This window comes from Paraclostridium bifermentans (assembly GCF_019916025.1).
Lineage (GTDB): Bacteria > Bacillota > Clostridia > Peptostreptococcales > Peptostreptococcaceae > Paraclostridium > Paraclostridium bifermentans.
In genome coordinates, this window is the sequence record NZ_CP079738.1 from 43,298 (window position 1) to 69,541 (window position 26,244).

Here is a 26,244-nt window from a genome sequence, read left to right on the forward strand (position 1 = left end):
ATTTATCTCCCTACTCAAAACTTCCTATATTTTTTTCTAGCTTTTTCATAACTAACAACATACTATCCAATTCTTCTTCTGTTATTCCATCATATAATCTTTCTATAAATGATTCTTCTTTCTCTTGTCTATTCTTAAAATATTGATAGCAACTATCTGTGAGCGATATTCTTAGAGCCCTGCTATCATTAACGTCTTTTTGTAACTCTACAAAACCTGCTTTTTCTAAATTAACAGAAAGTTTTTTTACATTTTGTCTGCTGTAACCAATTATTTTTGAAACTTCTGTAAGAGTAGGGCTGTTGACTCCACTTCTTATTATTGATATTAATAAAAACCATTGCTTAGTTGTAATTTCACTAAAAACCTTGTCTCCTTCATTTTGAATTCTGTTAGAAAGAAAAAATATTGCTCCAAATATATATGCTTTTTTTCCCATCATTTTATTATCACCTCAAATACGTAACTAGTTACCTTTTAGTGTAAATTAGATCATATATATTGTCAATTTTTTATTTTATCATATAAGTATGTATTAACATTTGCGTAAATACATACTTAACTTATATCTATAAGATTGTTTGATAGTACATGCTATTTAACGAATACAGACCATATAAAACTACTCAACATATTCCAATTTAAATACCCTCTTGATTTTTCCATTAAATGGTAGTATTCTTTATTTATAATACATAGGAATCCGAGGTGTTGGTTATAAATAAAGAACTTATCAAAGGCAGTACTGTTACAGTAATCTTAAACGCTCTAAAAAAAGAACCCCTTTATGGGTATGGAATGATTAAAGAAATTGAAAATAAGTCCCAGGGAGTATTTCTATTTAAGGAGGGGACCTTATACCCTATTTTACATGACCTTGAAAAGAACAAATTTATAGAATCCTTTTGGCATGTAGAAAATGGTAGACGTAGAAAATACTACAAGATTACAACAAAGGGTCTTAAGGAACTAAAGAAAAGAGAAAGTGAGTGGAAAATATTTAGCAAAACAATGGATTTTGTACTAGGAGGGTAAAATGGAAGAAGAAAAAAATAATGTTGATAATTTTTTACAATCTGTATGTAGATTTGTTTCTACTGAAGAACGTGCACAAGATATACAAGATGAACTTAGAGATCATATTGATAGTTATATTGATGAATACATACATGATGGTATGAATATCGAAGATGCAACCTCAAAAGCATTAAAGCAGATGGGAGATCCTTACTATTTAAGTAACAATTTTAAAGAAAACATTTCTAACAATAGAAGAATATTTATAGTTGGATTAACAGTTTCATTTATGGCTATACTTGCATCGGTCAATATATATGGTTATATAAATAACATTTATACCTTTTCAGATATTTTTATGAATCTAGTTTTTATTATTTTAAATATCCCAATTATTGTACTACTTCTTAAAACTCATAAAAAAAGTAAAAAACTAGATACAAGTAATCCCGTTTTTTACATTCAATCATATAAAACATCTACGTGGTACGAAAATATGTTAAAACCTATCAAATGGCTATGTATATTTTCATTTGCAATAAATTTAATTCCTGATTTTAATATTTTTGATTTACTATCTAAAAGTGAAATAATCTTTGAATATTTGAATACAATAACAATTTCAATTATGTACTTAATAATGATTATTGTATTTTATACTGCAAGTCCTAAGTCTCAAAACAATATTATATATCCTGAGGGTATTCTTACATTTGAATCTTTTATTCCTTGGGATAAAATTTCAGCATATAGATGGGTGAAAGAGCATTCTAAAAATAAAGCTATTTATTCTATTGAATTAAAGTTTAAAAAGAAACCTTCATCATACAAGTATTCATTACGTAGCCAACTTATAAAGGTTAGTTCTTCCCAAATAAACTTAGTAGATGAGGTCTTTAAATCAAATGGAATAGACAAACGTCAATGCTTTTAATTAAACTTTTATATGTATAACTATATAAAAGTTATATGTAATTTATTATATTTAAACTTGATTAAAACAATAAAATAACTATATAAAAACTTAGTTTTTATATAGTTATTTTTAATATCAAACTTATTATTTTCTAAAATTATGTTCAATCCAAGTTAATACCTTATTTTAAGTGCAGGTATTATAAGTATAATTTATTTTATCTTAACTTATATTTTTCACTTAATAAATTCGGTATTTCTCTATACTTACTTAAATCATATATTTTTTTTACATCGTCAATTGAATTTGAGAAATTTAAAAATGCAATTGAGCTTAACTGAGAAACCTCAACTAATTTTTTATCTTTTAATATATTTTCAGGTATTTCCTTTGATAAAAATACATCTTCTGAATATAAGAAAATTATATAATTTATTAATGATAACTTATCAGCATTAGATAGTTCATTAAATTTACCACAAAAACGTTCATATCTATCATCACTTGAATCTATGAACATCATAACTATGCTCGTATCCTTTAGTGGAAAAATACAGATATGTAAGTTTTGTATGCTATATTTTCGTTCTTTAAAATATATATCATTTACAATTTCCCCATCTAAGTCTGTTACAAGAGCTATGCTTCCTTGAAATGCCAAAGGTACAACATAGTCTAATTTCTGATGATAAAATTGATAGTATTCTCCATTGCAGTTTAATTTACTTAATCTCTTCGCTTTATCATAATTCCGCTTATATTCATCTAGTTCAACATCCTGAATACTATGCATCTTTCGAATGAAATCTAATGCAAAAGGATTTTTCTCTCCTATTATTTCATATAATGCATGATCATTGGTTCTATTTCCTATATGCCTTAAAAAGTTTTTCATAGCTATCTGTGCTAACATTTTAGGCGTTGCTTCATTTTCATAGTTATCTGGATTTTCATACTCTTGAAAAATTGTACTGTCACACTCTTTACATATTATTTGAAATGTTCCTGCATTTTTAACACCTTTCTCCTCATCTAATAACGGTATATTTATTAATGTATTTGAATAATACAAATATCCATTAGTTGATATGTTTCTCAAACAAAATGCTGGTACTGAGTGTGAATTACAAAAACTAGACTTCTTTTCATTGCAATGTAAACATCTATCTCCTTTAGCTCTTTTTCTTGTTTGTGTCATTATATGTCCAAACTCTTTTTTTCTAGCTAAAGCATCGCTTCCTATCTCACCTTCATATAATCCAAGTTTAAAAAATTCTATTTCTTTCATACTGTACCCCTTTATTAAATAGCTAAAAATACATCTATTAAGTCTTTAAAGTTATTAGATTTAATAGGCATAAAATTAAATATTTTACGTGTAAAAGAAGAAACGTATTTACTTCAAGAGGTTCTTCTTTTTTAATCCTGTATATGAATTCACTTTATAATATCTATACTTAATTATATCATTTAATGCTTTTTTAACTTTATTTAATATTAAATTTTTTTAAGTTCCCTCATGTCGTATTTAGGGTTCCCATGTGTCGTATTTCAAATTGAATTTTATTATTAATTTAATTTGTACTTTATGTCTAAAAATTAAACTTAACTTTATTATAGTATCTAATCTTTTATTAAAAAGAAAAAACTAGTAGAAAATTTAGTTCTACTAGTTCCCTCCTTACATCTTTTCAATTTTAGATTTTTCCTAAATCCTCTACGTTTTTCTTATAGATTCTATCTTTCTTCATATATAAATAAACTCCTAATACTCCTATAGTCATTATTATAAAACACGCTAAAAATGCATATTTCAAATATATATCTGCACAAAACCCTATAACAATGTTTATAAAAGCAGAGAATAAACTTCCTATCATTGAGTAAACTGATAAAATAGTAGCTCTATTCTTACTTATAGATTTATTTTTAATATCTAATACAATTGGTGAAATCATTGATATTAACCCACTTAAAGAACATACTGCAATAATACTTATAAATATATTTCTAGTAAATACCAATACTAACACACATAAAAGCATCATACTTACCATTGTTTTTAAAGTTTTCACTTGGCCAAATTTTTTGCTAATCACATGGGTTTTAAAAGATAACATTGCTAGAAGTTCTGAAAGTGCCGTTATATACCCCAGAAATCTTATATCCACCCCTATACTTTCAAAGTGTAATTGCCCTAAGTTTACACTTATTCCATAGGATATTTCAGATATTATAGCTGTAGATATAACAAATATAAACATTAGCTTTACATTCTTTATATTTTTAAAACTATCTTTAATTATGGATTCATTCTTATTATTAGAAATCTCTATTTCTACATCCTTTGTAAAACAAATAGTAATAATACTTAGACCACATGCAACGACCGTTGCAACTATAGCTGACTCTATGGATATATTTATGAAAAAGAATGATGTTATTGATGAAATAAAAAATGCTAGACTATTAAAGGCTCTATACCTACCAAAAACCTTCTCACTTTCTTCTGAATTGCATGATTTGTATAGAAATGCTATATCACATCCAGAGGTCCCTGATACTCCAATAGCAGTTAATATTGTCTGGAATAAAAATCCTATAAAAGTATTGCAAAATAATAAGCTAAATCTTGCTAAAAAGAATACTACATAGGATATTGTTAGTGTCTTTTTATATCCATATTTATCTGCAAAATATCCCCATGGTATTTCTGTCAGCACTATTATAAATAGTAATATAAATTCTAAAAAGAAAAATTCACTTATTGATAAGCCTCTTTGTGTTCTATATATTAAACTTACAGGACCATAAAATACTAGTCCTTGTAGGAATGATATTAAATACATTAATTTTAGATTTTGTTTCATTGAATTGCCCCCTAGTTATATAAATTTTAACTAATAGGGGCTTAATCTTGCAGATGCATTTTACATCCCTCCGTTTTTTATTTATACAATTTATTATATCAGAATTACAAGATTAAATTGTTCATTTTAATCTAAGATATTACGCTATAAAACAACATAAAAATAACTGTATCAAAACTGAGTTTTAATACAGTTATTTTTATGTTGTTTTATACATTTAACTTATTTTTCCTTTTCTTTAGCTATATTACTAAATCTCAACGTGTTTTTTAAAATACACAATTTTTAATTAATGCTAAATAAATTAAAAATTTGTAGTCTTTTACATCTCATAATTTCAAACTTTTAAAACTATATAATTTATAATTTAAATTTCAAAAGTTCCCATATGTCGTAATTAAAATTTCTTAGTTTTTAAATTTTACCAGAATAAATCCATTTCTTGCTGATGAATCATATCTCCTTCTTCTTCTACCTTGTATTCAGTAATTTTATTTTCCAATGTACCTTTAAAAAACTTATAAGATCCAGCTTTTATTTTTTCAACATCATCTTTATCTAAAGTTATCATAACTGCATCCTCAAATGCCTTTTCCATATATTCATTTTTAAAGTTAATCTCTTTAAAATCCATTTTAACCCTTCTTAAAGTTCCCTTTGTAAATAAACTTTCATCAGGGATATATGTATTACTTACAACTATCTTTGAATCATCATTATTAGTATTCTTTTCTATATCTTTTAGATCTTTCATATCTAAAACTTCCACATCAGCAGAACATTCATCTAATAAAATTTGCTCTTGATTATCATCATTTATCATATCTTTAGCAAAATACTTTCTTTTATCCAAATCTTTAACTATAAAATCAATAGACTCTACTCTTCTGCCTACTTTATTTTCTTTAAAATCTATTTCAAAGCACCCTGTATTGTTAAGCTCTTTTATAGCTGGAACTATAATTCTTCTTTTAAAGTCATTATATCGATCATACTTTCCTTCAATCATTAAAAGTTCTTTAAGCTCGTCCACCTTATAATTTATAATTGATTTTGTCCCACTCCATAATCTTAATAAATCATAAAATCTTTGAGCATTTGGGTTAATTAGTCCAAAAAATATAGCTAAGTTTATAGGTGTGTATCCTGTATCTAAATAGTTTCTTATGTAATTATGAATTTCTTTAGATGCTTCTATTTTAAAAGTTTTTCTAGATTTTATATATTTAAAACCATTTATAAATCCATATTCCCCCCAGCCCTCTTCATCTCTAAAATAAATACTTTGTTTTCTTAAATTAACCAACAAGTTAGAAATTGAGTCAACAGAGCTAGTCTGTTTTTTCTTTATTATAGTTTTAAATTCTTCATGAGATATTTCACATTTAATTACATCATCATTGTTTCTCTGTAATTTATATAAAAGCATTAAAAATATTCTATTCTCTAACGTAGAGATGTTATACTTAGCTTTTATAATTATGTTGTTTTTCATAACTATATTTTTTTCATTTATATTCATCATTATCCTCCACCCAATAATTCATATCATTCCTCTTATAATTTAATACAAAAAATAAATTACGTCAATTTTTTAAAATATGCGTTTTAATATTTCCCATATGTCGTATTTAAACTAAATTAAATACTAACATGACTATTTTCAATTAGTTGATTAACTTTTTCTCCTGCTACATTTAAGGTTCCCATGTGTCGTACTTAGAGTTCCCTCCTGTCGCATTTAAATTTTTAAAGTATACTATTTAAATTTCTATCCTGTCGCATTTAAGGTTCCCATGTGTCGTATTTAAAGTTCCCTCCTGTCGCACTTAAGGTTCCCATGTGTCGTACTTAGAGTTCCCTCCTGTCGCACTTAAGGTTCCCATGTGTCGTACTTAGAGTTCCCTCCTGTCGCACTTAGGGTTCCCATGTGTCGTATTTAGGTTTAATTTTATTAGTAATTCCAATATCTTCAGGTAGGCCTAAATACTATTAAATACTATAAATACTATTTAAATACTAAGTAAAGACTAGTAAAGGTCATTTTTTGTTCTAATCTGATCTAGTCTTAACATTAAAAATAAAAACTCTTAGAAAATTGGTAATATATAAAGATTATATTTTTACTAAAAATAGTTTAATATATATGAATTTGTAGATTAAATGAAATGTATATAGATTAAACATATAAAATTTAAGAATATTGTATATTTATAGTTTATATTAAGATAGAAGATACCCCTAAAAGCTAATGAGGTAGATTTTAAAGAGATTTTTAGATTATTTAGAGTAATTACCTATCAATACAGTTTTTAAAAGCTCTAATTCTAAATATACGGCTATATATAAAAATTTTTATCTACTGATTATGATTTTATAAAATATATTGTAATATATTAATTAGTATTAACTCAAGGGGGATATCCAAATGATAAGGAATTTAAAAAAACTAGATAATATAAAAATAATTGAACTTTTAAAAAACGAAGTTTCTAATATAAACGAGATTGAAATAGAAAATATGATTAACTCTAATAGCTATTGTAAAGTATATGAAAAAGAAAATTCTATTTTAGGTTTTTATATTTTAACTTTTGATAATACAAAAAAAGATTCAAATTTACTGTTATATGTATCAGAATCATATAGAAATAATGGAATAGGTAATAAACTATACTCAAACGTTGTAGATGTTATTAAATCTAGAGAAATTGAAAAAGTTAACATTGAGATTAGAATAGAGAAATATGATACTAGTAGTTTTTTCTTAAAAAAGGGATTCAACAGGTGGTTTGGATACTGTCATATGAATTATAAAGGAGATAAGAAGGATTCAAGTTTAAATCCAATTAGATACAAAGACACCTACTACAATGAATATAAAGAGTTATATGAAAATTGTTTTTATGATATGAGAAAATCATTAAATATACAACCTCATAGAGTACATCCAAGTAGATATGAATTAATAAAAAATCAAGATTATATATTCATGTTATTAGACAAAGATAAAATTATAGGATCTGTCACACTTCTAAATAATGAAATTGATGATCTTATTGTAAATAAGGATTATCAAAATAAAGGTTATGGGAAGAAACTTTTAAATTTTGGAATAAACCATTATATTTCACAAGGGTCTAAGGATGTTTACTTAAGAGTTGCAAATTGGAATAGTAAAGCCATTAATATTTATAAAAATGCTGGATTTAGGATAAATGTCAAAGGAGAATATTATTACTTAGATTTAAATACAAAAAAGCCTGTATAATATATATTTTTAATATACAGGCTTTCATTTGTTTAAATTCATAAGGACTTGTTAAATAAAGGCTTTAAGAGTTCTTACTTATGTATATTTTAAAAGCTTTTATAGCTAAGTACATTGTGTATATTGCAATAATTTTTATAATGAACGATATAAGCATATTAAATAAATTAAAAACAATCATTCCATTCATAGCTAAATCCATAATAAACCCTCCTAATTTACTTTTGTAAGTCGCTTGTTAAGAAGTGACTTTATAGGTTTATATAAAACCAATAAAATTATTAAACTAATGATAACTATTTTAAATATTGAATCATAGCCATAAGAAATTTGAGTATGAATTAAACTAGGATCATCAATTGATTGAATAACGCCTTTTGATGTATTCATTTGAGATGGTCCAATTATAAAAAATGATATAATTCCGATTACGCAAGAAGAAATAACTGATAAAAGTATATGATACTTATAAGAATAATTTTTCACTAAACTCCCCCCCTTCTTTACTAGATATATTACCAGTATAAATATTGGAATAACAACAAAAATAAGAATACTTAAATCTACAAAATACGACGAACAGTAATAAAATTTGAAAATCAAGAATGTTTTTTACTAGTATTGATTTTCAAAACAACAATAGGTAAGATTGTTCTATGAAAGGGGGATGATTTATGAGTTTAATTATCAATCTAATTATATTTTTAATTTCTTATTCGATACTGAGCTTAGTTTTTACTTTGATATTGCTATCTATTATAATGGGAATATTTCTTATTATAAAGGTAGTTTTTAATATGAATGAACAAAGATGGGACAATCTTTTTAGATATAAAAACAATATTGTTTTAATGCTAATTATGTTGGTTTGTTTGATTATATCTCTTACAATTACATTCGTTATAAGTAATTTATTTTTTGAATTCATAGAATTTAAATATAAAGAGATTTCATCAATACTTATTATTTTATTTATAGCCTTACCTATAATCTTTAAGTTTTTTAAACTTAGAGACTATATAAAATCAAAACTTACTAAAGATCCTAATCAAAAGGGATTATTTGATTAACTAGAATTCTAAGAATATATTAATTATTATTTTATAGAGGGAGTGATTATTTGAAAAAAATAACTAAATCAATTAAAAGACTTTTTTTATTGTTAAATATTGCAATTTTAGTATCTTTAACTGCTTTTATTGTTTTATTTATTAAAAGAAATTATTTATATATGGCACTAGCAGGTATAAGTGTTGTATTTAACTTATATTTAAGAGTAGAGTGGAAAAAATCGTATAATGAGCTTATTGAAAAATTTAGTTAGTTTAACCCCTCTTAAAATTTAGAAAAGTGGATTTTAGAGGGGTTAATTTTATAAATAAAAGATTAGAATGAATTAATATTTAAATTAATATATTTAATAAATTCAATCTAAAACATTGAATTTATTAAAAAATAAATTAAAATATTGAATAGTATGGGTGACTTTTTGAAAAAATTAGAATATACTTATATCAAGAAGGAAGTGATCAAGTGTATAAAGTAATAACGAATTGTCCGGTATGTGACAAAGAGATGAAAATAATGAAATTAAAATGTAATCATTGCAACACAACAATAGAAAATGAATTTTCGTTTACTAAATTTAATAAATTATCAAAAGAACAACTGAATTTTGTAGAAGTGTTCCTAGCATGTAGAGGAAATATAAAAGATGTAGAAAAACACCTTGGAATATCTTATCCAACTGTTAGAGGTAAGTTAGATGAAATAAATAATGCATTAAACCTAAATGTAAAGAAAGATACATATAAAGAAAAACAAAATATTATGGATATGTTAGAGAATGGGGAAATAAGCTCAGATGAAGCAATAAATCTTCTAAAAAAATTATAAAAACTAAATTGTAAAGGGTGGTAAAAATGGAAGATAAGAAAAGAATATTAAAAATGGTTGAGGAAGGCAAAATAACTTCAGAAGAGGCTATTAAATTATTAGAAGCACTAGAAACTAGCAATAATGAAAAAGCGGATGAAAAAAAAGATATATCAGCTGAAGAGTTCTTAAATATAACACCAAATCCAGATGGAGAAAAAATGTTATACGTAAGAGTGTTAAGCTCAGATGGATCAAAAGTAAAAGTAAATATCCCATTAGAATTTATAAAAATAATGGGTGGAATAGGTAAAATGCATATTGGTGAGCTTGAAAAACATAATATAGACTTTGATAAATTAATGGATGCAATAGATAAAGGGTTTGTAGGTAGAATCGTTGAGGTAGAAGATGGTAATGACAGAGTAATAGTTGAAATATGCTAAGAGGTGAACATATTGAAAATTATAGTTAAAAGTAAGGAGGGCAATAGCAACTTAAACTTAAATATACCTATGGCTGTAGTTATTGCTGGGTTAAGGTTAGGAAAGCCATTTATAAAAAAAGAACATATAAATAAATATAACAAAGGTACTAATAGTAAAGAAATCATAAAAGACAGTGAAGATATAAAAGAAATGATAAATGTTCTAATTAAGGGATTAAAGTACTTAAAGAAAAACCATAAGGGATTGGTATTGGTAGATATAGAGGATCATGGTGAGATAGTAAAAATACAAATATAAAATGTATCAACGGGATGGATATTAATCTCATTCAAAAATTAGTTCTATGGGTATTATTATTTATAATACTTTAGATAATAAGTAAAATTGGAAAATATTGATAATTGTTATATTTATTCATTAATAATATACTATATTTTATACATTTAATGAGTAAAATTTTTATAAGTGTATAGAAATTAAATAAAATAACATAATTTGGAGTGAAAATTTAAAAACAATAAAAATTTTAAATAAAAAGATTGAATTCCAGACATATAGAGGAGTTGAGCAAAATGGCTAGCAATGATATAGGTATAGATTTAGGAACTGCTAATGTATTGATATCTGTTTCTGGGAAAGGAATAGTATTAACAGAACCATCAGTGGTTGCTATAGAGAAAAATACCGGATCTGTTTTAGCAGTAGGATCAGAAGCGTATAAAATGATAGGAAAAACTCCTAGCAATATAGTATCTATAAGACCATTACAAGATGGTGTAATATCTGATTATGATACTACAGAAAAGATGCTAAATTACTTCATAGGTAAAGTATTAAATAAAAAAGGTATGAAAAAGGTTTTTATGCCAAGAGTAATGGTATGTGTACCAACTGGAGTGACTGGAGTTGAAAAAATAGCTGTAGAAGAGGCTGTTAGAAATACTGGGGCAAAAGAGGTTTATACAATTGAAGGTCCAATAGCAGCTGCTATTGGAGCAGGAATAGATATTTCTAGTGCGAATGGAAGTATGGTTATAGATATAGGAGGAGGTACTACCGATATAGCTATTATATCTTTAGGTGGTACTGTAATTAGTGAGTCAATAAAAATAGGCGGAGACAAGTTTGATGACGCTATAATAGAATATATTAAAAAGCAGCATAATTTTTTTGTAGGGAAACTAACAGCTGAAAAAATAAAAATAAAAATTGGAACAGCATGTATTGATGAAGAAAAGTATATGGACATAAGTGGAATAAATTTAGTTACAAGACTTCCTGGTAAAATACAAATTAATTCATCGGAAATAAAAGATGCAATTGAAAAATGTACACAACAAATAATAGTAGCAGCATGTTCAGTATTAGAAAAAGCACCACCAGAATTATCATCAGATATTTATGAAAATGGAATAATCATGACTGGTGGAGGAGCACTTCTTAATGGTTTAGATAAAAGAATACAAGAGAAAACTAATATAAAAGTTAGCATAGCAGAAGATGCTTTGTTATGTGTTGCAAAAGGAACGGGAGACTCACTTGCATCACTTAATTTATTAGAAAAAAGTAAAAAATGATATTTTTAACTATTTAATACAATAAACACAAAAGGACTTAAACTCTTTTAATTTAGAGTTTAAGTCCTTTTATTTAGATAAATATTACCCTTGTAATCCTTTTGCTTGACGTTCCATGTCTTCAATTACAATATCATATATTTCTCCTAAAGTTGAACAGTATTTTAATACTTCCCAAGGTTCATTTGTGTGGAAATGAATTTTGATAAGCTCTTCATCACCTACAGCAAGTAAGCAATCACCTTTAAAATTAGTATTAAAGTATTCATTTATTGCATCTTCATCAAGGTTAGTTCCTTCGATTAATAACTGTGTATCATATCTATATTCTAACATTTTTTATCATCCTTTCTAATATATAGAGGTTATAGAATAAACTATAAATTTCTACTTTAATTATATTATATCAAAATTTATAGATAAACAGAATATATACTAAAATAGGTATCTGATACTTTAGATTATAATAAAAAAGATCTTAGAATACTTTTAAGATCTGGCAATTATTTAGTTTATTAGGTTTAAAAAATTTACTCCTTAACATATAGATAAGATATTAAATAGAATAATATAAAGGCTATCAACATAGCTATCATAGAGATAGTCTTACCAGGGCCTTGGATAATTGAAAAGTTTAGAAACTCTAATCTACTTAATATTCCTAATGTACAAGCTACTACTATAATAGGCAAAAATGAATAAAATAATTTTTCTTTTAAGCTATATATTACGCCTATGGTTCCAAATATCAAAATAACAGTTATACCAATAGACCCTGATAATTTAAATCCAAATGTAGCAGGTAGAATTCGATCCATTAATATCATTAAACCTATGTATGTACAAAATAAAATAAATACAATAAATGTAAATTTTTTTTCTTTATCTGAATAGACTGCATTTCCTAAGATATTCAAAATAAGATTTACAAATAATAATGTAAATACTAAACATACAAAGAATTTACCTACATCTAAGGTTTCATGAGGATTTATTAACTTTGGAAGCAATGTAACTAAAGAGTATATCCCCATAGAACTCAAAAATAAATTAAATCTCTCTTTAAAAGAACTCTTATTTGTATTTTTTAATATTTCGTCACTTATTTCTTTTGTATTTTTCCCAAAATAATCAATGGCTTTAATTTCTTGATTTTGGGCTTCTATAATATCTGTTAGAATCTCAAGTAAAGACTCTTCTATTTGAGTTTCATCCTTTAAGAAACTTTTTGCTCTAATATAAACTAATATGTCATCATAAAACAATTTATTTTCTTCATTTAATAATTCTCTGTATGAATTATTTAACTCGATAAGTTCCTTAGTATTTTTCATATTACTCCCCCTATCCTTTTTATTTAACTTTTAGAATATTATTTACACTACTTGATAGAATTTCCCATTGTTTCTCAAATAGATCTAGCTGTATTTTACCCTTGTCCGTAAGTTTGTAGTATTTACGCATAGGCCCCTCACCTGAACTTCTCATCTCACCTACTATTAAGTCTTGTTTTTGAAGTTTAAGTAATAAAGGATATATTGTTCCATCTGAAACTGTTGAAATTCCATATTCTTTTAACTTTAAATTCATCTCATATCCATAGATTTCTTTTTGACTTATAATTTTTAATATGCACCCCTCTAGGATACCTTTTAGCATTTGAGAGGATATTGTATTGTTCAAAATAATCACTCACCTTTTAATATAACTATCTTGCTTTACAATATAGCACTCTTTAACTATATTGTAAAGCAAGATAGTTAAAGAGTGCTATATAAAAACTAATTTATAAATTAAAGAATAAAAATATCCCTTAGAATCAACTAAGTTGAAGACTAAGGGTATTAATTTAATCATATTTACTTTAATTCATTTAAATTTATTGTAAATTCATCACCGATTTTTTTAAAATCATCATTCATCTTACCACTTGTATTAGGTTGCTTTGCAGCATAAGGAACAAGTTTTAATTCTGTTGCATTTTTATCTAGATTTTCTTCTAAGTTATATAATGTTAGCTTACCTTTACTTTCATCGGCACTTATTAAGTAAAATTCAACATCATTACCTAAATTATCTTTTCCAAGTAACTTTATATCATAATCAATCAAATCTTTATTATGAATATTTCTATCGTAGATTATATTAGGACCTAAAGCATTAGTCCTATATTCTTTTAATGTAATTGTTTCATCTTTTCCTAGATTAAAAGATTGATTTAGTTTTAGTGATTTTGTATCAATCTCAAGATCTTTTCTATTTGTTTTAAACTCAAATATCCACTCTCCATTTATAGTATGTTCTTTTTTATTTTTAAAGTAAATAGGATCAGAATAAGTTATTTTAATATCTAAATCGTCTTTTTGTACATTTTCATCTAATGTATATCTAAATACTTCTTCAACTGTATTTTTATCAATTATAGTGCCGCTACCCCCACCACCTGAACTTATAGACTTACCATTTATATAAACATTTCCAAAGGACGTAATATTACCATCTTCAAGTTCTTCTTTAAACTTATATGTTGTAGATACAATTAAAACATCTTTATCTAATACAACTTCATTTAAAGTTATTGTAAGCCCATTTTTCGTTATAGATTGGCCAACAACAGTTTTATAATCTTCTAAGTTTGATTCTAAACCTAAAGCATTTTTTATATCATACATTACTTTGTACATATTTGCATAAACAGGTTCACAAAATACAAATACTCCACCAATTAAAAGTAATCCAGAAATACTAGCGCCCAATATTTTCTTTGATTTATTTTTTCTTTTATTCAATTTAGATTTCACCTTAGATGTTATTAATTCTTTATTTACACTAACTTCTTCATAGTTTTCTATATCAAACTCTACATTATTAAAAGATTTATATTCATTCATAACATTAAACCTCCCTATTTATAAGTGATTCTCTGATTTTTTTTCTTCCCCTGGATAAACGACTGTAAAGGTTAGATATACTTAAATTATTATCTTTAGCTATTTGAGGAGCATCGGCTCCATCCAAGTAATAACTGATAAATATATCTCTATCTTTATCGGGTAAGTATTTAACAATATCATCTATTCCTTCTTTAATCTCAAGATCAAGTAAGTTTTTATCTATGTAATAGATACCGTCATCAATCTCAGAAGTTTCTATTTTATCTAAATATTTTTTCTTGTAGTTAATTGCTTTATATTTTGCTATAACACAAATCCAGTTTTTAAAAGAGTTTTTGTCTTTATCAAAACTATCTATGTTATCCCAAATAGCTAGAAATACATCACTTATGCATTCTTCCTCATAGTTTATTAATTTACCTAGATTTTTTCTAACAACAGATGCAACAAGACCACTATATTCATCTATAAGCATTTCTAACCCCTTTTGTTTTTTCTTTTTTATATATTTAATAATTAATTCAGCTTGCAAGTTATTTCCTCCCTTTTATTCTTACAATACATCCGTAAAAGCTTTTACACTTCTTATATACAATTTAAATTATAAAAACCTTGCACTTTTATAAAAAAAACTTTTCATACTTTCTAATAATAAAGTTAAAATCTATTTCAGTAAATCAAAAAATATAAGGGATAGCAATCTTTATTTTAAAAATCAAATTTCTTTGTAAAGTGATTGCTAAATTATTTGAATTGATTGAATTTTAATAATTTTCGTGTTAATATTTTTATAAGGACTATATGAAAATAAGTTTCATTCCTAACATTACAGTGAACAAAATTACTTATTATGAATATATAATTTTGTGCATTATATTTAATAAGCTTAACGAAAGGAAGTGATGTATTTGAATGTATTCACTGAAAAATTAAAAGAGGTTTTACTTTCAGTTATCCCAATTATCATTATAGTAATGTTATTAAATTTCACTCTAACTCCTTTGGAAACTCCACTTTTATTTAGGTTTGGAATTGGATCAATCTTTATAATTTTAGGATTAGCAGTTTTTTTAATTGGAGTTGAAATAGGTATTACGCCTTTATCAAATCTTATAGGATCAAGCATTGCAAAGGTAAATAAATTATGGTTAGTAATCATAGCCGGACTAATACTTGGATTTTTTATATGTATTGCAGAGCCGGATTTATTAGTTTTTTCAAATCAAGTTGATTTAGTCACATCGGGGCAAGTATCTAGTTCAACTATTGTTATAGCCGTATCTATAGGGTTAGCAATAATGATTTCATTTGGATTAGCAAGAATTGTTTACAACATTCCTCTATACAAGATTTTAACAGCATTATATTTAATTATTTTTCTTCTTGCATTATTTACAGAACCGGCATTTTTAGCAATAGCGTTCGATGCTTCAGGTGCAACTACCGGTGCGCTTGCAGTTCCATTCATTTTAGCTCTTTCTACAGGAGTTTCTGCATTAAAAAAAGACAGTAAGTCTTCTGAAAAAGATAGCTTTGGATTAGTTGCTATAGCATCTATTGGAGCTATACTCTCTGTTATAATTTTAAGTATTTTTACTAAAAATAGTGGATTTTCATCGGATATTAGTTTAGATATATCTGAAACAACATCTATATTAGGTCCATTTATAAATTCGATTCCACACACTTTAAAGGAGAGTTTTATAGCCCTATTACCATTAGTTATCATATTTTTGATATTACAGAAAATATCATTTAAATTAAGCATAAAAGCTTTTAACAAGATATTGAAAGGATTCATTTACAGTTTAATTGGTTTAGTATTGTTTTTGGTTGGAGTAAATGCTGGATTTATGGATGTAGGAAATACAATTGGATATAATATTGGATCTTTAAATAATAATTTTTATATTATAGCAGTTGGATTTGTTCTTGGATTAGTTACAATCTTAGCAGAGCCTGCTGTCTATGTACTAACGCATCAAATTGAAGATGTTACAAGTGGGTATGTGAATAGAAAATCAGTATTAATAGCTCTTTCTTTAGGGGTTGGGGTAGCGATAGCTCTTTCTATGTTAAGAATTTTGATTCCACAAATACAGCTATGGCATTATATTTTGCCAGGATATGTAATTTGTATTGCTATGACTTATTTTGTTCCTAAATTATTTGTTGGAATGGCATTTGATGCAGGCGGAGTTGCTACAGGGCCAATGACTGCAACATTTATTTTAGCATTTACTCACGGAGTTGCTGAATCAATTGAAGGTGCAAATGTATTAATAGATGGTTTTGGTATGATAGCAATGGTAGCTATGACTCCAATAATAACATTGCAGATATTAGGATTAATTTTTAGGTTTAAATCTAAAAAAGGAGGGAGCCTAGAAAATGAGCAACAAATTCAATAGCATTGAACTTGAGCTAATTTGTGTAATAGTAAATTTTAACTTAGGAAGTAAAGTTTTAAAACATGCGAAACAAAATGGAATAACAGGTGGTACTATTTTTTTAGGGAAAGGAACTATTAAAAATCCTATCTTAGAGTTTTTGGAGTTGGCTGAATCTAGAAAAGAAATTATATTGATGGCATCGGAGAAGAATACAGCTAACTATGCTTTAGAACAACTCAATAAAAAGTTTTGTTTTCAGAAGCAAAATCATGGAATAGCCTTCAGCACATCTCTAACTGATATAATAGATTCTCATTATTCAAATAGCTATAAAAAAACCGAAGAAAGTAGAGGTGGTGAAAGTCCAATGTATAATCTTATTTACACTGTCGTAGACAGAGGAAAAGGTGAGTTTGTAGTGAAAGCTGCAAATAAGGCAGGGTCTAGGGGAGCTACGATTATAAATGGTAGAGGATCGGGCATACATGAAACTAGTAAAGTGTTTGCTATGGAAATAGAACCGGAAAAAGAAATTGTATTAATAATATCACCAAGTAATTTAACAGAGTCTATAGTATCCTCAATTAGAGATGAACTTAAAATTGATGAACCAGGCAATGGTATAATTTTTGTTCAAGATGTAAATAAAGCATATGGCTTATATTAGTTTTTAAGTTCAAAAGCTTTACAAAAAAGCCCTGACTATTAAATTAGCAAGGGCTTTTTTGTAAAGTTTAATATAAATAGTATATGGATGGTAATTATATTTTTACTTAAGAAGTAATTGTATTACAGTTGAAGATGTTACTATGACAAGGCCTATAATTATTTCATATGGCAATAACTTAAATCTTTCTTTAATTTCCATAGAAACACTTTTTGAGCTTGCGTGAAATAATGCACCATGAGGTAAATGTTCAAATACACAAGCACCTGCATTAACCATTGCAGCGCCTGCTACTCCAGATAATCCAGAACTTAGGATTGCACTAGAAAATGTAGATGATGCTACTGTTGCACCTCCAGTAGTAGATGCTGTAGCTAGTGACATCACAACTCCAGAAATAGGTGCAAGTAAAACCTGAGGTATACTAAGCATAGCAAGGAGTTCTGTTGTACTATGTTGTAAGTTTGACATCTGTATAATACCAACTAATGTTCCTGTACCTAGTAACAAAATACATACACCTTGCATTTTTTTAACTCCATATGATAGATACTCTTTTGTTTTATGTACATTCTTAGTAGCCAATATACTGACAACAGCTCCTGCAGGCAAAGCTACAAGTGGATCTACAACTATAGTAGATACATTCCCTAAAAATAGTAATATTATTGATACAATAGGACCTATTAGTGAAGCAAACAAACTAGGCAAATTCTCATCTTCATCTAATTTTATCTCTATTTCAACTTTACTACCTTTGTTAATCAACATATTTGCAAGTATAGTAGTAATAATTACTCCAAATATAGCTGGTATTACATTTGCAAGCATAACACTAGATAAGTCAACGTTAAAATTACTTGCTGCTGCCAATGTATTTGGGTTAGGAGATATAATATTACCAGCTTTACCTCCCCCAAGTGCTGCAAGTAGTATTGCTAGTTTAGAGTATCCAAGTTTATTTCCCATAGCCATTCCTATTGGCCCTACAGTAAGGACTACTACGTCTAAGTCAACACCAACGCCTGCCAAGATCATAGAAGATAGGACTATTCCAAGTATTGCTTTTTTTAATCCTAGTAATCTAATAATCTCTTCTGAAATTTTATCAACTGCGCCTGTTTTTATAAGTGTTGCTGCTAAGAATCCTGATGTCATAACTCTAAGTATTGCAGGAGCCATAGACTTCCCACCATCAGCCATATACGTTATGGTGTCCACTAAATTTGAGCCACCTATTAAGCCCCCGACTAAAGCTCCAAATACCAAACAGTAAAATGGCTCAAACCTTTTTATAATGAGTATAATTGCAACTAATAACCCAATGATTGCTCCAGTAGTTGTTATTGGCACAACCATCACTCCCCTCTATAATGTTTACACCTCTTGATGTTTATATTGATTGTATATAATTTAAACAAATGTGTCAAATATAATTTAATTAATTAAATGTGATTTAACTTTGTTTGTGAAATATTTCTATGTTATAATTAAAATCATTAAGTTAAAAATTATAATTATTTGAAATAAATTTTTTGGAGGTATTAATGTCTGAAATAAATATAGGTGAAAAAATATCACAGATAAGAAAAAGTAAAGACCTAAGTGTAAGGGATTTATCAAAATTATGTGGAGTTACTGCTTCTATGCTAAGTCAGATAGAAAGAGGAATCGCAAATCCATCTGTGAACTCTTTAAAATCTATTGCATCTGCACTTAACGTGCCATTATTTACATTTTTTACATCAGAAGTTTCTAAAAAAGATATGATAGTTAGAAAAGAAAATAGAAAAAAAGTAATACTTCCTGGAAGTGATGATGTTGTTTATGATGTATTAGCTCCAGACCTTACTAGTGACTTGGAGTTTGCAATTATGAGTTTATCTCCTGGGTCGGTATCTAGTAGTGAAAATATTCAACACAAAGGGTATGAAATTGCATACTTGCTAGAGGGTGAAGTAGATTTATATTTAGATGATGAAAAGTTTACATTATATCAAGGTGATAGTGTTAAGACTCCAGCAGGTGTAAAGCATCGTTGGGAGAACAAATCAAATTCAAATGCAAAAGTAATTTTTGCTGTTATACTTTAATTTTTTTATAATATGAAAAAAGACAACTCCATGATAGTGTAGTTGTCTTTTATTATATTTAAGTATAAATATAAATAATAGTTTAATATAATCGCTAATTAATTTTTAATAGGTTTATATCCGCAATTGACTAAAATATTTTGTCCTTTTTCACTAAAAAGATAATCTTCAAATTTTTTAGCCTCATCAGGAACTTTACTAGCTTTTATAACCGCTACAGGATACACTATAGGGGAATGAGCATCTTCCTTTGTTGTTTCTACAATTTTTATATTATCTACACCTAGAGTATCACTATAGTAAACAAAACCTGCTTGTGTATTTTCAGATTGAGTCCATGCTAAAACTTGTTTAACATCTTTTGCAAAGACTAACTTATCTTTTAACTTATCTTCTAAATTTAAGTTAGTTAACACTTCGTATGCATATTTTCCAGCAGGAACACTTTCTGGCTCGCCAACGCCTAGCTTTTGTACTTTATCAGTTTTTAAATCATTTATAGATGATATATCACTGTTTTTTGGAGCTATTAAAACCAAGTCATTTTTTACTAAGTTTTTATATGTATTTTCTTCTAGTAATTTTTTTTCGTCTAGTTCTTTAATTTGTTTTTCACCTGCAGATATAAATACATCACAAGGAGCACCTTGTTCTATTTGCTTTTGTAACGATCCAGATCCACCGAAGTTAACGACTAAATCAACATTTGGATTACTTTTTTCATAGTCTTTTTCTATCTTTTCCATCGCTTCTTTTAAACTAGCAGCTGCAGAAATACTTAAAGTTACCTTTTCAGAAGAGTCTTCTTTTTTAGGAGGGTTTGAACTACACCCAACTAAAAATAAACTACTTACTAAACATAATGATAATAATTTTTTACTTAATCTCATAATATCCTCCCAATACTTAAACAATAGATCAACACTGGTATTTTACCACAAAAAGGAACTTGATTCGATTATTTTAGATTTTCTGCAAAGTATTCTAAGAAATATATATGTATTTAAAATATTAAAACTTTAAGTTTATTTTAAGGTTTAGGGATTATACTAAACTTGTCCACACAAAAGAAACATTAACGCCAGAATACAGGTACTTGAAAAAATACTGTACTCACTTAATAACATTTTTATTATGATTTAAGAGCACTTACATATGTAAGTGCTCTTATTATTTTTAAAGACCTAAATCATCGCTTATGTCTCTCATGGCATTAAGCGATAATTCTGCAAACTCTGGAAATGGGATTCCAAGTTCCTCTATACTTTTCATTGCTTCTCTATTAGCTCCAGCAGCAAATCTTAGTTCTTTCATTCTTTTAGTTATAGACTTTACTTTTACACTAGATATTTTTTTATCTGGATAAACTAATGTTATAGCTGTTATAAATCCTGTTATTGGGTCTGCTGCGTAAATTGCTTTATCCATTAATGAAATTCTTTCTGTACCATTATCGTTATTGTGAGCCATAATAGCATGATGGATATCTTGATTACCTATATTTTCTTGTTTTAATATATCTATAGCAAGAATTCCATGTTTTTTCATATCATCTGGATTGTTTTTGCAGTCTAGTAAATCTGAATCAATATCATGTAATAGTCCTGCTATTGCCCAATCTTCCTCATTTTTAGGATCTAACTTTTTAGCTAAAGATCTCATAACAGCCTCAACTGCATACGAATGTTTTATTAAGTGCTCAGATTTTAAATTCTTAGTCAATATATCCATACTTTTTTCTCTCATAGATTCTATCTCCTTTATATTGTTTATTTTATTTGTAAAGATTTTATAGATTGGATAAAATCTTTAATTAACTCCATAGAAACTCTGAATTTCACGATATCATAATAGTAACTTGTTCTATATAAACTAGGTATTTACCTTTAAAAAAATAGTATCAATTGTATTATTAATTAAAAAATAGATAGATTAATTTGTATTGATTAAGTACATATTTTTTGATATAGTAATAAACTATAATAAAAGTTTAATAAATTTAGTTTTATAGGGTTCCGCAGTTAAAATTTATAACTGGTCTGGTCCGAGATAAAACGCACAGTATTCTGTGTTCACGGAAGGACAAAAGCCTGGGAGATATTTTTTATATCGCCCGGGCTTTTTTACGTTTTACTAATAAACTTTTATTTAAAACTTTAAGGAGAGTGATAATTATGAAATGGTTAGTGTTAGTAATTGCAGGTATATTTGAAGTATGGTGGGCTGTAGGACTTAAATATTCAGAAGGGTTTACAAAGTTAGTTCCAAGTGTTTTAACTGTAATAGGTATGATAGCTAGTTTTTACTTCTTATCATTAGCGTTAAAAGAGCTGCCACTAGGAACCGCTTATGCTATTTGGACAGGGATAGGAACTATTGGTACTGTTATTTTAGGTGTGTTTTTATTTAAAGAGCCTATTGATTTAGTTAGACTAGTTTGTATTGGGTTTATAGTAGCAGGAATAATAGGCCTAAAACTAGTATCTCAACATTAATAAAGTAATAAAATAAGCTATTAGAGCATTAATGAGATGTGATTTATTAAAAAAAGGCATAATAGCCTATTTGATTAGACTATTATGCCTTTAAACTTACTTTAGATTCTAGTAGAATTATTTAAATAAATTTGTTATTTCTCCTAAATGATATACATTTAATACATGAAGAGCTCTTGTACAACAAGTGTAAAGAAGCAATCTTTCATTTTCACTATTATAATTTATATTACTAGCATCATATATAAAAACAACATCAAACTCAAGCCCTTTAGCCAGATATGAAGGGATTACTGTTACTCCGTTTGTATAATAATCATCATCTTTTTCTACAGAACTTACATCGATACTACTTTCTTTTAAAAAGTTATATAAATCTTTGGTTTCACGAGCTGTTTTAGTAATAATTCCTATAGATTTATAATTTTTTTCTGAATAAGACTTTATATCTTCAACCAGTTTTTCGTTCATATAAAGTTTATCTGAGAAAGCAGCAACAGTAGGTTCATCACCGTGTCTTTCAACGCACTCATCATCTATATGTTCACTTAGAAGATTTCTTGAAAATTTAGTGATTTCCATAGTTGAACGATAGCTCTTTGTTAGGTTTATTATGCAAGTGTCATTTTGGGATATATTATAAATGTTGTTATAGTTTCCAACATTCATAAATGGATTAATTGACTGATTTATATCCCCTAATATAGTCATGTTAGCAGATTTAAAAAGTTGATAAAAAATTTCATACTGCAATGGAGTGTAATCTTGTGCTTCATCTATAATTACATACTTAATTTGAGAAGTAGTTGGGATATCACCAAGTGCTCCTTTTAAGTATAAAAGTGCAACTTGATCTTCATAATTAAGTATCTTTGCATTTAAATTATCTATTGTGTAAGTTTTTATATGACTTATAAAACTATCATCATATTCAACATTTATTTCATTTAAAAATGTATTTAAATTTTTAAATAGATCTTTGTAAATTTCAATTAATTTAAATTCTGTCATTTTAGAAATAGAATCATATACATCTCTTAAATTTTCTTTTACAATTAGCGTACTTTTTTCTATCATTTCTTCCTTTTGAATAAAGTCTCCAGATTTAAAAAGTTCTTGATATATTTCGTCAATCCAAGATTGTTCATATGGTTCAATAAGGAATATGATTCTTGATTTAATTTTTTCTAATCTTCTTTTAATTGGAAGATTTGAATAATCATTAAAAAATAGGTTTTTTATATCTTCAGAAGAAATTATTAACTTACCCCTTACAACAATATCTTTAAAACTTCTATCTACTGTCTCTACGTAACTTATATACTGTTTTAGAATTTCAACAAATTCTACAGATGTTTTAAATTTTATATTTTTGATTCTATCTTGATATGTTAATTTTTCATTAGAACCAAGTATATACTCCATCATTTCTGAAGGTGACTCTTTCTTAAATTCAGGCCCTAATTCTTTATGCATATAATCTTTAAAGGTTGTTTGGTACATATTATCTTCACCAAGTTGAGGTAATACATTTGAAATATAATCATTGAAGATATTATTTGGAGAAAATATTATTATATTTTGAGGTGTTACTTTATCTCTATGTTTATATAATAGATATGCAATTCTATGAAGTGCAACAGAAGTTTTTCCACTTCCAGCAGCTCCTTGAACAATTAGGTTTTTATAATTTTCGTTACGAATTACTTGATTTTGCTCTCTCTGAATAGTTGTAACTATACCTTTCATCTTATCATCAGCATTCTTACTCAGAAGTTCTTGCAACATTTCATCATCAATACTTAGGTTACTATCGAACATATACTCAATTTTACCATTATTGATTTTATACTGTCTTTTACCAGTGATTTCTCCAGATATTGTACCTTCTGGACATTCATAACTGGCTTGTCCAGTTTCATAGTCATAAAACATACTTGAAATAGGTGCTCTCCAGTCATACACAAGAAAATCATAATCCTCATCAACAAGATTTGATAATCCAATATAACACTTTTGGGCATCTGATTGGTTATCTTCAACAAAGTCGATTCGACCGAAATAAGGAGATTCAAGCATTCTTTCATACTTTTCTTCAAGTTTTTGGGTAAATTCATGACTTCTTTTTTGATTTTTCATAATATCCATAAATGACATAAAATCTGAAAGTTGATCTAATCCATTTTCTATAGAAACAGATCCTAAATCACTCCAGAGTTCTCTTTGTGTTTCTATAGCATCTTTTTTAAATCTATCTTTAGCACTACGCTTTTCATCAAGCTGTTTATTAGCCTCGGTAAGAACTCTTTGTAACCATTCATTTTCAAGATTTAACTCATAATTATTTAGACTCATAATATACCCTCCTTGATTATATAAATTAGCTTGTTTAATTTGCTCTATAAATTATATAGGAATTAGGAGATAATCATAGTCTTAAAAAAATTAGTTATTTATGGTATAATTATAGTAGAGAGAGTGATACTAGCCTCTTTGATAATGAAAATGTAGTTTAAATCATTATAAAAAACACACTCAAAAATGTCTAGTAAAAAAGCCATTATAATCCTTCATTAGGATTATAATGGCTTTAAATTTATTCTATTAATTATTAAATTCAAATATAAACAACTTTTCAATTGGAGTATTTAATTCTTTTGATATCCTCATTGCAAGTTCAAGAGAAGGATTGTATTTAGCATTTTCTAAACGAGCTATAGTCTCTCGCCTAACACTAACTTTATTAGCTAGTTCTTCTTGGGTTAATTCATTAAATTGACGATACTTTTTTAAATTACTAATAAACTTTGTCATAGATTTAAACCCCAACATCAAATTTGTAAGTTAAAAATGCCCATAAATTCATTGCTATTGCAAAAGTAAGAGATAAGATTAAAATTTGAAATCTGTAAAGTGTTATTAAATCTACTGTATATAGATTAATTAATATACTTAAGATAACTGCAAAAGGAAGACATATTCTAAGAGATATATAACCGGCTTTATGTTTGTTACAAGTAAATCGCTCATCTTCACAATCACCTAACTTATACCACCAAATATTCCCTAAGTTTGCAAAGAATGCAAAATATAAAAAATCTGAAGGATCTCCATGTAATCCATTAAATCCTTGTAATCCAAATAAACAAAATAGAAATGAATATTTATTTATAAATTTCATAAATTAATCCCCCTTGATAGTGTGATATATTTATATCTTTATATTACATATATATCACGTTAACTTTGAGATTATTACTTAAAACTGAAAAATATAACTAACTATGAAATTAAATAAAGATATTTCAACTTTTAATTTTATAGATATATGCAATTTTAATACATATAAAACAATTATGAACTATATTATAAAGTTAAGAAACTTACTTAGAGTTTAAAAATGAATTTTTCAAGTAAGATTACTATTTACAATAAACATAAAAGGCAATAGAATCGATTCTATTGCCTTTTATATTGAGATACATATGTTATTGTTATTTATAAACTTAAAACTGCTATAAATTTAATTTATGCAATTAAAAGTTTTCTCCAGATGGAAGTACTAAACATAGAATTATATATATTATTATACTGACACCACCTAGTACGAATAAAACTCTAATTAGTGTAGGGCTAATGCCTGTTAATTCTCCTATACCCCCACAAACACCACCTATCATACGATTATTTTCTGACCTATATAATTTACATTTACCCAAAATTAACG

Annotated in this window: 31 protein-coding genes and 1 riboswitch; of the genes, 13 read left to right on the forward strand and 18 right to left on the reverse strand. The window is 26.8% G+C overall.

Annotated elements, in window-relative coordinates; translation table 11 throughout:
- Positions 1–10: 10 nt before the first annotated feature.
- Positions 11–442: a MarR family winged helix-turn-helix transcriptional regulator gene (locus tag KXZ80_RS16310; RefSeq protein ID WP_021431958.1), complete on the reverse strand. Its 432-nt coding sequence runs from the start codon at positions 440–442 to the stop codon at positions 11–13.
- Positions 443–711: 269 nt separating this feature from the next.
- On the opposite strand from KXZ80_RS16310, the gene KXZ80_RS16315 reads away from it, so the two are divergent.
- On the forward strand, positions 712–1,035 hold the full coding sequence (locus KXZ80_RS16315) for a PadR family transcriptional regulator (RefSeq protein ID WP_038284908.1): 324 nt from the start codon (positions 712–714) through the stop codon (positions 1,033–1,035).
- A 1-nt stretch (position 1,036) separates the two neighbouring features.
- Entirely contained in the window at positions 1,037–1,951 is a 915-nt protein-coding gene (locus KXZ80_RS16320) for a permease prefix domain 1-containing protein (RefSeq protein WP_021431960.1), read from the forward strand.
- A 199-nt stretch (positions 1,952–2,150) separates the two neighbouring features.
- Here the strand turns inward: KXZ80_RS16320 and KXZ80_RS16325 are convergent, their stop codons facing one another.
- The 3 genes from KXZ80_RS16325 to KXZ80_RS16335 form a co-directional block, all read right to left on the reverse strand.
- The gene (locus tag KXZ80_RS16325; protein ID WP_021431961.1) at positions 2,151–3,221 is read right to left on the reverse strand and encodes a hypothetical protein; all 1,071 of its coding nucleotides are present in this window, start codon (positions 3,219–3,221) and stop codon (positions 2,151–2,153) included.
- Between the two features lie 409 nt (positions 3,222–3,630).
- On the reverse strand, positions 3,631–4,803 hold the full coding sequence (locus KXZ80_RS16330; protein WP_021431962.1) for an MFS transporter: 1,173 nt from the start codon (positions 4,801–4,803) through the stop codon (positions 3,631–3,633).
- A 421-nt stretch (positions 4,804–5,224) separates the two neighbouring features.
- Positions 5,225–6,325 (reverse strand): replication initiation protein, encoded by a 1,101-nt coding sequence (locus KXZ80_RS16335; protein WP_021431963.1) that lies wholly within the window; start codon positions 6,323–6,325, stop codon positions 5,225–5,227.
- A 906-nt stretch (positions 6,326–7,231) separates the two neighbouring features.
- Between KXZ80_RS16335 and KXZ80_RS16340 the strand changes: the two genes are divergently transcribed.
- The gene (locus KXZ80_RS16340; protein WP_021431964.1) at positions 7,232–8,074 is read left to right on the forward strand and encodes a GNAT family N-acetyltransferase; all 843 of its coding nucleotides are present in this window, start codon (positions 7,232–7,234) and stop codon (positions 8,072–8,074) included.
- 64 nt (positions 8,075–8,138) lie between these two features.
- Here KXZ80_RS16340 and KXZ80_RS16345 read toward each other — a convergent pair whose 3' ends face one another.
- Both KXZ80_RS16345 and KXZ80_RS16350 read right to left on the reverse strand, forming a co-directional pair.
- A complete protein-coding gene (locus tag KXZ80_RS16345; RefSeq protein ID WP_156344331.1) occupies positions 8,139–8,276 on the reverse strand; it encodes a hypothetical protein in 138 nt (45 codons plus the stop codon).
- 11 nt (positions 8,277–8,287) lie between these two features.
- The gene (locus KXZ80_RS16350; RefSeq protein ID WP_021431966.1) at positions 8,288–8,560 is read right to left on the reverse strand and encodes a hypothetical protein; all 273 of its coding nucleotides are present in this window, start codon (positions 8,558–8,560) and stop codon (positions 8,288–8,290) included.
- Positions 8,561–8,748: 188 nt separating this feature from the next.
- Between KXZ80_RS16350 and KXZ80_RS16355 the strand changes: the two genes are divergently transcribed.
- The 6 genes from KXZ80_RS16355 to mreB all read left to right on the forward strand — a co-directional run bounded on the left by KXZ80_RS16355 (position 8,749) and on the right by mreB (position 11,975).
- Positions 8,749–9,144 carry a hypothetical protein gene (locus KXZ80_RS16355; protein ID WP_021431967.1) on the forward strand — a complete coding sequence of 132 codons (396 nt, stop codon included), beginning with the start codon at positions 8,749–8,751 and terminating at the stop codon, positions 9,142–9,144.
- Between the two features lie 50 nt (positions 9,145–9,194).
- A complete protein-coding gene (locus KXZ80_RS16360; protein ID WP_021431968.1) occupies positions 9,195–9,398 on the forward strand; it encodes a hypothetical protein in 204 nt (67 codons plus the stop codon).
- A gap of 251 nt (positions 9,399–9,649) precedes the next feature.
- Positions 9,650–9,970 carry a DUF2089 domain-containing protein gene (locus tag KXZ80_RS16365; protein ID WP_052011298.1) on the forward strand — a complete coding sequence of 107 codons (321 nt, stop codon included), beginning with the start codon at positions 9,650–9,652 and terminating at the stop codon, positions 9,968–9,970.
- Between the two features lie 26 nt (positions 9,971–9,996).
- Entirely contained in the window at positions 9,997–10,395 is a 399-nt protein-coding gene (locus tag KXZ80_RS16370) for an SHOCT-like domain-containing protein (protein WP_021431970.1), read from the forward strand.
- 12 nt (positions 10,396–10,407) lie between these two features.
- A complete protein-coding gene (locus tag KXZ80_RS16375; RefSeq protein ID WP_021428750.1) occupies positions 10,408–10,695 on the forward strand; it encodes a hypothetical protein in 288 nt (95 codons plus the stop codon).
- Between the two features lie 275 nt (positions 10,696–10,970).
- Positions 10,971–11,975, forward strand: a complete 1,005-nt coding sequence (gene mreB, locus KXZ80_RS16380) for a rod shape-determining protein (RefSeq protein ID WP_021431971.1) — start codon at positions 10,971–10,973, stop codon at positions 11,973–11,975.
- Between the two features lie 84 nt (positions 11,976–12,059).
- Here the strand turns inward: mreB and KXZ80_RS16385 are convergent, their stop codons facing one another.
- The 5 genes from KXZ80_RS16385 to KXZ80_RS16405 all read right to left on the reverse strand — a co-directional run bounded on the left by KXZ80_RS16385 (position 12,060) and on the right by KXZ80_RS16405 (position 15,401).
- Positions 12,060–12,311, reverse strand: coding sequence for a dihydroxyacetone kinase (locus KXZ80_RS16385; protein ID WP_021431972.1), 252 nt, complete (start codon positions 12,309–12,311; stop codon positions 12,060–12,062).
- Between the two features lie 194 nt (positions 12,312–12,505).
- Positions 12,506–13,309, reverse strand: a complete 804-nt coding sequence (locus tag KXZ80_RS16390) for a DUF1129 domain-containing protein (RefSeq protein ID WP_021431973.1) — start codon at positions 13,307–13,309, stop codon at positions 12,506–12,508.
- 19 nt (positions 13,310–13,328) lie between these two features.
- Complete coding sequence (locus KXZ80_RS16395) at positions 13,329–13,646, reverse strand: PadR family transcriptional regulator (protein ID WP_038284965.1); 318 nt, start codon at positions 13,644–13,646, stop codon at positions 13,329–13,331.
- 188 nt (positions 13,647–13,834) lie between these two features.
- Positions 13,835–14,866: a DUF4179 domain-containing protein gene (locus KXZ80_RS16400; protein ID WP_021431975.1), complete on the reverse strand. Its 1,032-nt coding sequence runs from the start codon at positions 14,864–14,866 to the stop codon at positions 13,835–13,837.
- 4 nt (positions 14,867–14,870) lie between these two features.
- On the reverse strand, positions 14,871–15,401 hold the full coding sequence (locus tag KXZ80_RS16405) for a sigma-70 family RNA polymerase sigma factor (RefSeq protein WP_021431976.1): 531 nt from the start codon (positions 15,399–15,401) through the stop codon (positions 14,871–14,873).
- Between the two features lie 376 nt (positions 15,402–15,777).
- Here KXZ80_RS16405 and KXZ80_RS16410 point away from each other — a divergent pair, with 376 nt between their 5' ends.
- Both KXZ80_RS16410 and KXZ80_RS16415 read left to right on the forward strand, forming a co-directional pair.
- Positions 15,778–17,280 carry a DUF1538 domain-containing protein gene (locus tag KXZ80_RS16410; RefSeq protein ID WP_021431977.1) on the forward strand — a complete coding sequence of 501 codons (1,503 nt, stop codon included), beginning with the start codon at positions 15,778–15,780 and terminating at the stop codon, positions 17,278–17,280.
- Positions 17,261–17,929 carry a P-II family nitrogen regulator gene (locus KXZ80_RS16415; protein WP_021431978.1) on the forward strand — a complete coding sequence of 223 codons (669 nt, stop codon included), beginning with the start codon at positions 17,261–17,263 and terminating at the stop codon, positions 17,927–17,929. Before KXZ80_RS16410 ends, KXZ80_RS16415 begins: the two co-directional genes overlap by 20 nt.
- A 102-nt stretch (positions 17,930–18,031) precedes the next feature.
- Here the strand turns inward: KXZ80_RS16415 and KXZ80_RS16420 are convergent, their stop codons facing one another.
- Positions 18,032–19,288 carry a GntP family permease gene (locus tag KXZ80_RS16420; RefSeq protein ID WP_021431979.1) on the reverse strand — a complete coding sequence of 419 codons (1,257 nt, stop codon included), beginning with the start codon at positions 19,286–19,288 and terminating at the stop codon, positions 18,032–18,034.
- Positions 19,289–19,476: 188 nt separating this feature from the next.
- Between KXZ80_RS16420 and KXZ80_RS16425 the strand changes: the two genes are divergently transcribed.
- The gene (locus KXZ80_RS16425; protein WP_021431980.1) at positions 19,477–20,022 is read left to right on the forward strand and encodes a helix-turn-helix domain-containing protein; all 546 of its coding nucleotides are present in this window, start codon (positions 19,477–19,479) and stop codon (positions 20,020–20,022) included.
- A gap of 98 nt (positions 20,023–20,120) precedes the next feature.
- Here KXZ80_RS16425 and modA read toward each other — a convergent pair whose 3' ends face one another.
- Positions 20,121–20,912 (reverse strand): molybdate ABC transporter substrate-binding protein, encoded by a 792-nt coding sequence (modA, locus tag KXZ80_RS16430; RefSeq protein ID WP_021431981.1) that lies wholly within the window; start codon positions 20,910–20,912, stop codon positions 20,121–20,123.
- Positions 20,913–21,198: 286 nt separating this feature from the next.
- Entirely contained in the window at positions 21,199–21,768 is a 570-nt protein-coding gene (locus KXZ80_RS16435) for an HD domain-containing protein (protein WP_021431982.1), read from the reverse strand.
- A gap of 250 nt (positions 21,769–22,018) precedes the next feature.
- Positions 22,019–22,121, forward strand: a riboswitch (guanidine-I (ykkC/yxkD leader).
- Between the two features lie 75 nt (positions 22,122–22,196).
- Here KXZ80_RS16435 and sugE point away from each other — a divergent pair.
- Positions 22,197–22,517 (forward strand): quaternary ammonium compound efflux SMR transporter SugE, encoded by a 321-nt coding sequence (gene sugE, locus KXZ80_RS16440; protein WP_021431983.1) that lies wholly within the window; start codon positions 22,197–22,199, stop codon positions 22,515–22,517.
- Positions 22,518–22,634: 117 nt separating this feature from the next.
- Here sugE and helD read toward each other — a convergent pair whose 3' ends face one another.
- The 4 genes from helD to KXZ80_RS16460 form a co-directional block, all read right to left on the reverse strand.
- Complete coding sequence (gene helD / locus KXZ80_RS16445; protein ID WP_021431984.1) at positions 22,635–24,872, reverse strand: RNA polymerase recycling motor HelD; 2,238 nt, start codon at positions 24,870–24,872, stop codon at positions 22,635–22,637.
- A 249-nt stretch (positions 24,873–25,121) separates the two neighbouring features.
- On the reverse strand, positions 25,122–25,331 hold the full coding sequence (locus tag KXZ80_RS16450; RefSeq protein ID WP_021431985.1) for a helix-turn-helix transcriptional regulator: 210 nt from the start codon (positions 25,329–25,331) through the stop codon (positions 25,122–25,124).
- Between the two features lie 4 nt (positions 25,332–25,335).
- Positions 25,336–25,698: a DUF3796 domain-containing protein gene (locus KXZ80_RS16455; protein ID WP_021431986.1), complete on the reverse strand. Its 363-nt coding sequence runs from the start codon at positions 25,696–25,698 to the stop codon at positions 25,336–25,338.
- Between the two features lie 355 nt (positions 25,699–26,053).
- A complete protein-coding gene (locus tag KXZ80_RS16460; RefSeq protein ID WP_021431988.1) occupies positions 26,054–26,236 on the reverse strand; it encodes a PspC domain-containing protein in 183 nt (60 codons plus the stop codon).
- Positions 26,237–26,244 lie beyond the last annotated feature (8 nt).

Excerpts from the sequence above, each read along its gene's own strand:
- KXZ80_RS16310 (WP_021431958.1), bottom strand. The coding sequence starts at position 442 with ATGATGGGAAAAAAAGCATATATATTTGGAGCAATATTTTTTCTTTCT.
- KXZ80_RS16320 (WP_021431960.1), top strand. The coding sequence starts at position 1,037 with ATGGAAGAAGAAAAAAATAATGTTGATAATTTTTTACAATCTGTATGT.
- KXZ80_RS16325 (WP_021431961.1), bottom strand. The coding sequence starts at position 3,221 with ATGAAAGAAATAGAATTTTTTAAACTTGGATTATATGAAGGTGAGATA.
- KXZ80_RS16330 (WP_021431962.1), bottom strand. The coding sequence starts at position 4,803 with ATGAAACAAAATCTAAAATTAATGTATTTAATATCATTCCTACAAGGA.
- KXZ80_RS16335 (WP_021431963.1), bottom strand. The coding sequence starts at position 6,325 with ATGAATATAAATGAAAAAAATATAGTTATGAAAAACAACATAATTATA.
- KXZ80_RS16340 (WP_021431964.1), top strand. The coding sequence starts at position 7,232 with ATGATAAGGAATTTAAAAAAACTAGATAATATAAAAATAATTGAACTT.
- KXZ80_RS16345 (WP_156344331.1), bottom strand. The coding sequence starts at position 8,276 with ATGGATTTAGCTATGAATGGAATGATTGTTTTTAATTTATTTAATATG.
- KXZ80_RS16355 (WP_021431967.1), top strand. The coding sequence starts at position 8,749 with ATGAGTTTAATTATCAATCTAATTATATTTTTAATTTCTTATTCGATA.
- KXZ80_RS16365 (WP_052011298.1), top strand. The coding sequence starts at position 9,650 with ATGAAAATAATGAAATTAAAATGTAATCATTGCAACACAACAATAGAA.
- KXZ80_RS16370 (WP_021431970.1), top strand. The coding sequence starts at position 9,997 with ATGGAAGATAAGAAAAGAATATTAAAAATGGTTGAGGAAGGCAAAATA.
- mreB (WP_021431971.1), top strand. The coding sequence starts at position 10,971 with ATGGCTAGCAATGATATAGGTATAGATTTAGGAACTGCTAATGTATTG.
- KXZ80_RS16385 (WP_021431972.1), bottom strand. The coding sequence starts at position 12,311 with ATGTTAGAATATAGATATGATACACAGTTATTAATCGAAGGAACTAAC.
- KXZ80_RS16390 (WP_021431973.1), bottom strand. The coding sequence starts at position 13,309 with ATGAAAAATACTAAGGAACTTATCGAGTTAAATAATTCATACAGAGAA.
- KXZ80_RS16400 (WP_021431975.1), bottom strand. The coding sequence starts at position 14,866 with ATGAATGAATATAAATCTTTTAATAATGTAGAGTTTGATATAGAAAAC.
- KXZ80_RS16415 (WP_021431978.1), top strand. The coding sequence starts at position 17,261 with ATGAGCAACAAATTCAATAGCATTGAACTTGAGCTAATTTGTGTAATA.
- KXZ80_RS16420 (WP_021431979.1), bottom strand. The coding sequence starts at position 19,288 with ATGGTTGTGCCAATAACAACTACTGGAGCAATCATTGGGTTATTAGTT.
- KXZ80_RS16425 (WP_021431980.1), top strand. The coding sequence starts at position 19,477 with ATGTCTGAAATAAATATAGGTGAAAAAATATCACAGATAAGAAAAAGT.
- modA (WP_021431981.1), bottom strand. The coding sequence starts at position 20,912 with ATGAGATTAAGTAAAAAATTATTATCATTATGTTTAGTAAGTAGTTTA.
- KXZ80_RS16435 (WP_021431982.1), bottom strand. The coding sequence starts at position 21,768 with ATGAGAGAAAAAAGTATGGATATATTGACTAAGAATTTAAAATCTGAG.
- sugE (WP_021431983.1), top strand. The coding sequence starts at position 22,197 with ATGAAATGGTTAGTGTTAGTAATTGCAGGTATATTTGAAGTATGGTGG.
- helD (WP_021431984.1), bottom strand. The coding sequence starts at position 24,872 with ATGAGTCTAAATAATTATGAGTTAAATCTTGAAAATGAATGGTTACAA.
- KXZ80_RS16450 (WP_021431985.1), bottom strand. The coding sequence starts at position 25,331 with ATGACAAAGTTTATTAGTAATTTAAAAAAGTATCGTCAATTTAATGAA.
- KXZ80_RS16455 (WP_021431986.1), bottom strand. The coding sequence starts at position 25,698 with ATGAAATTTATAAATAAATATTCATTTCTATTTTGTTTATTTGGATTA.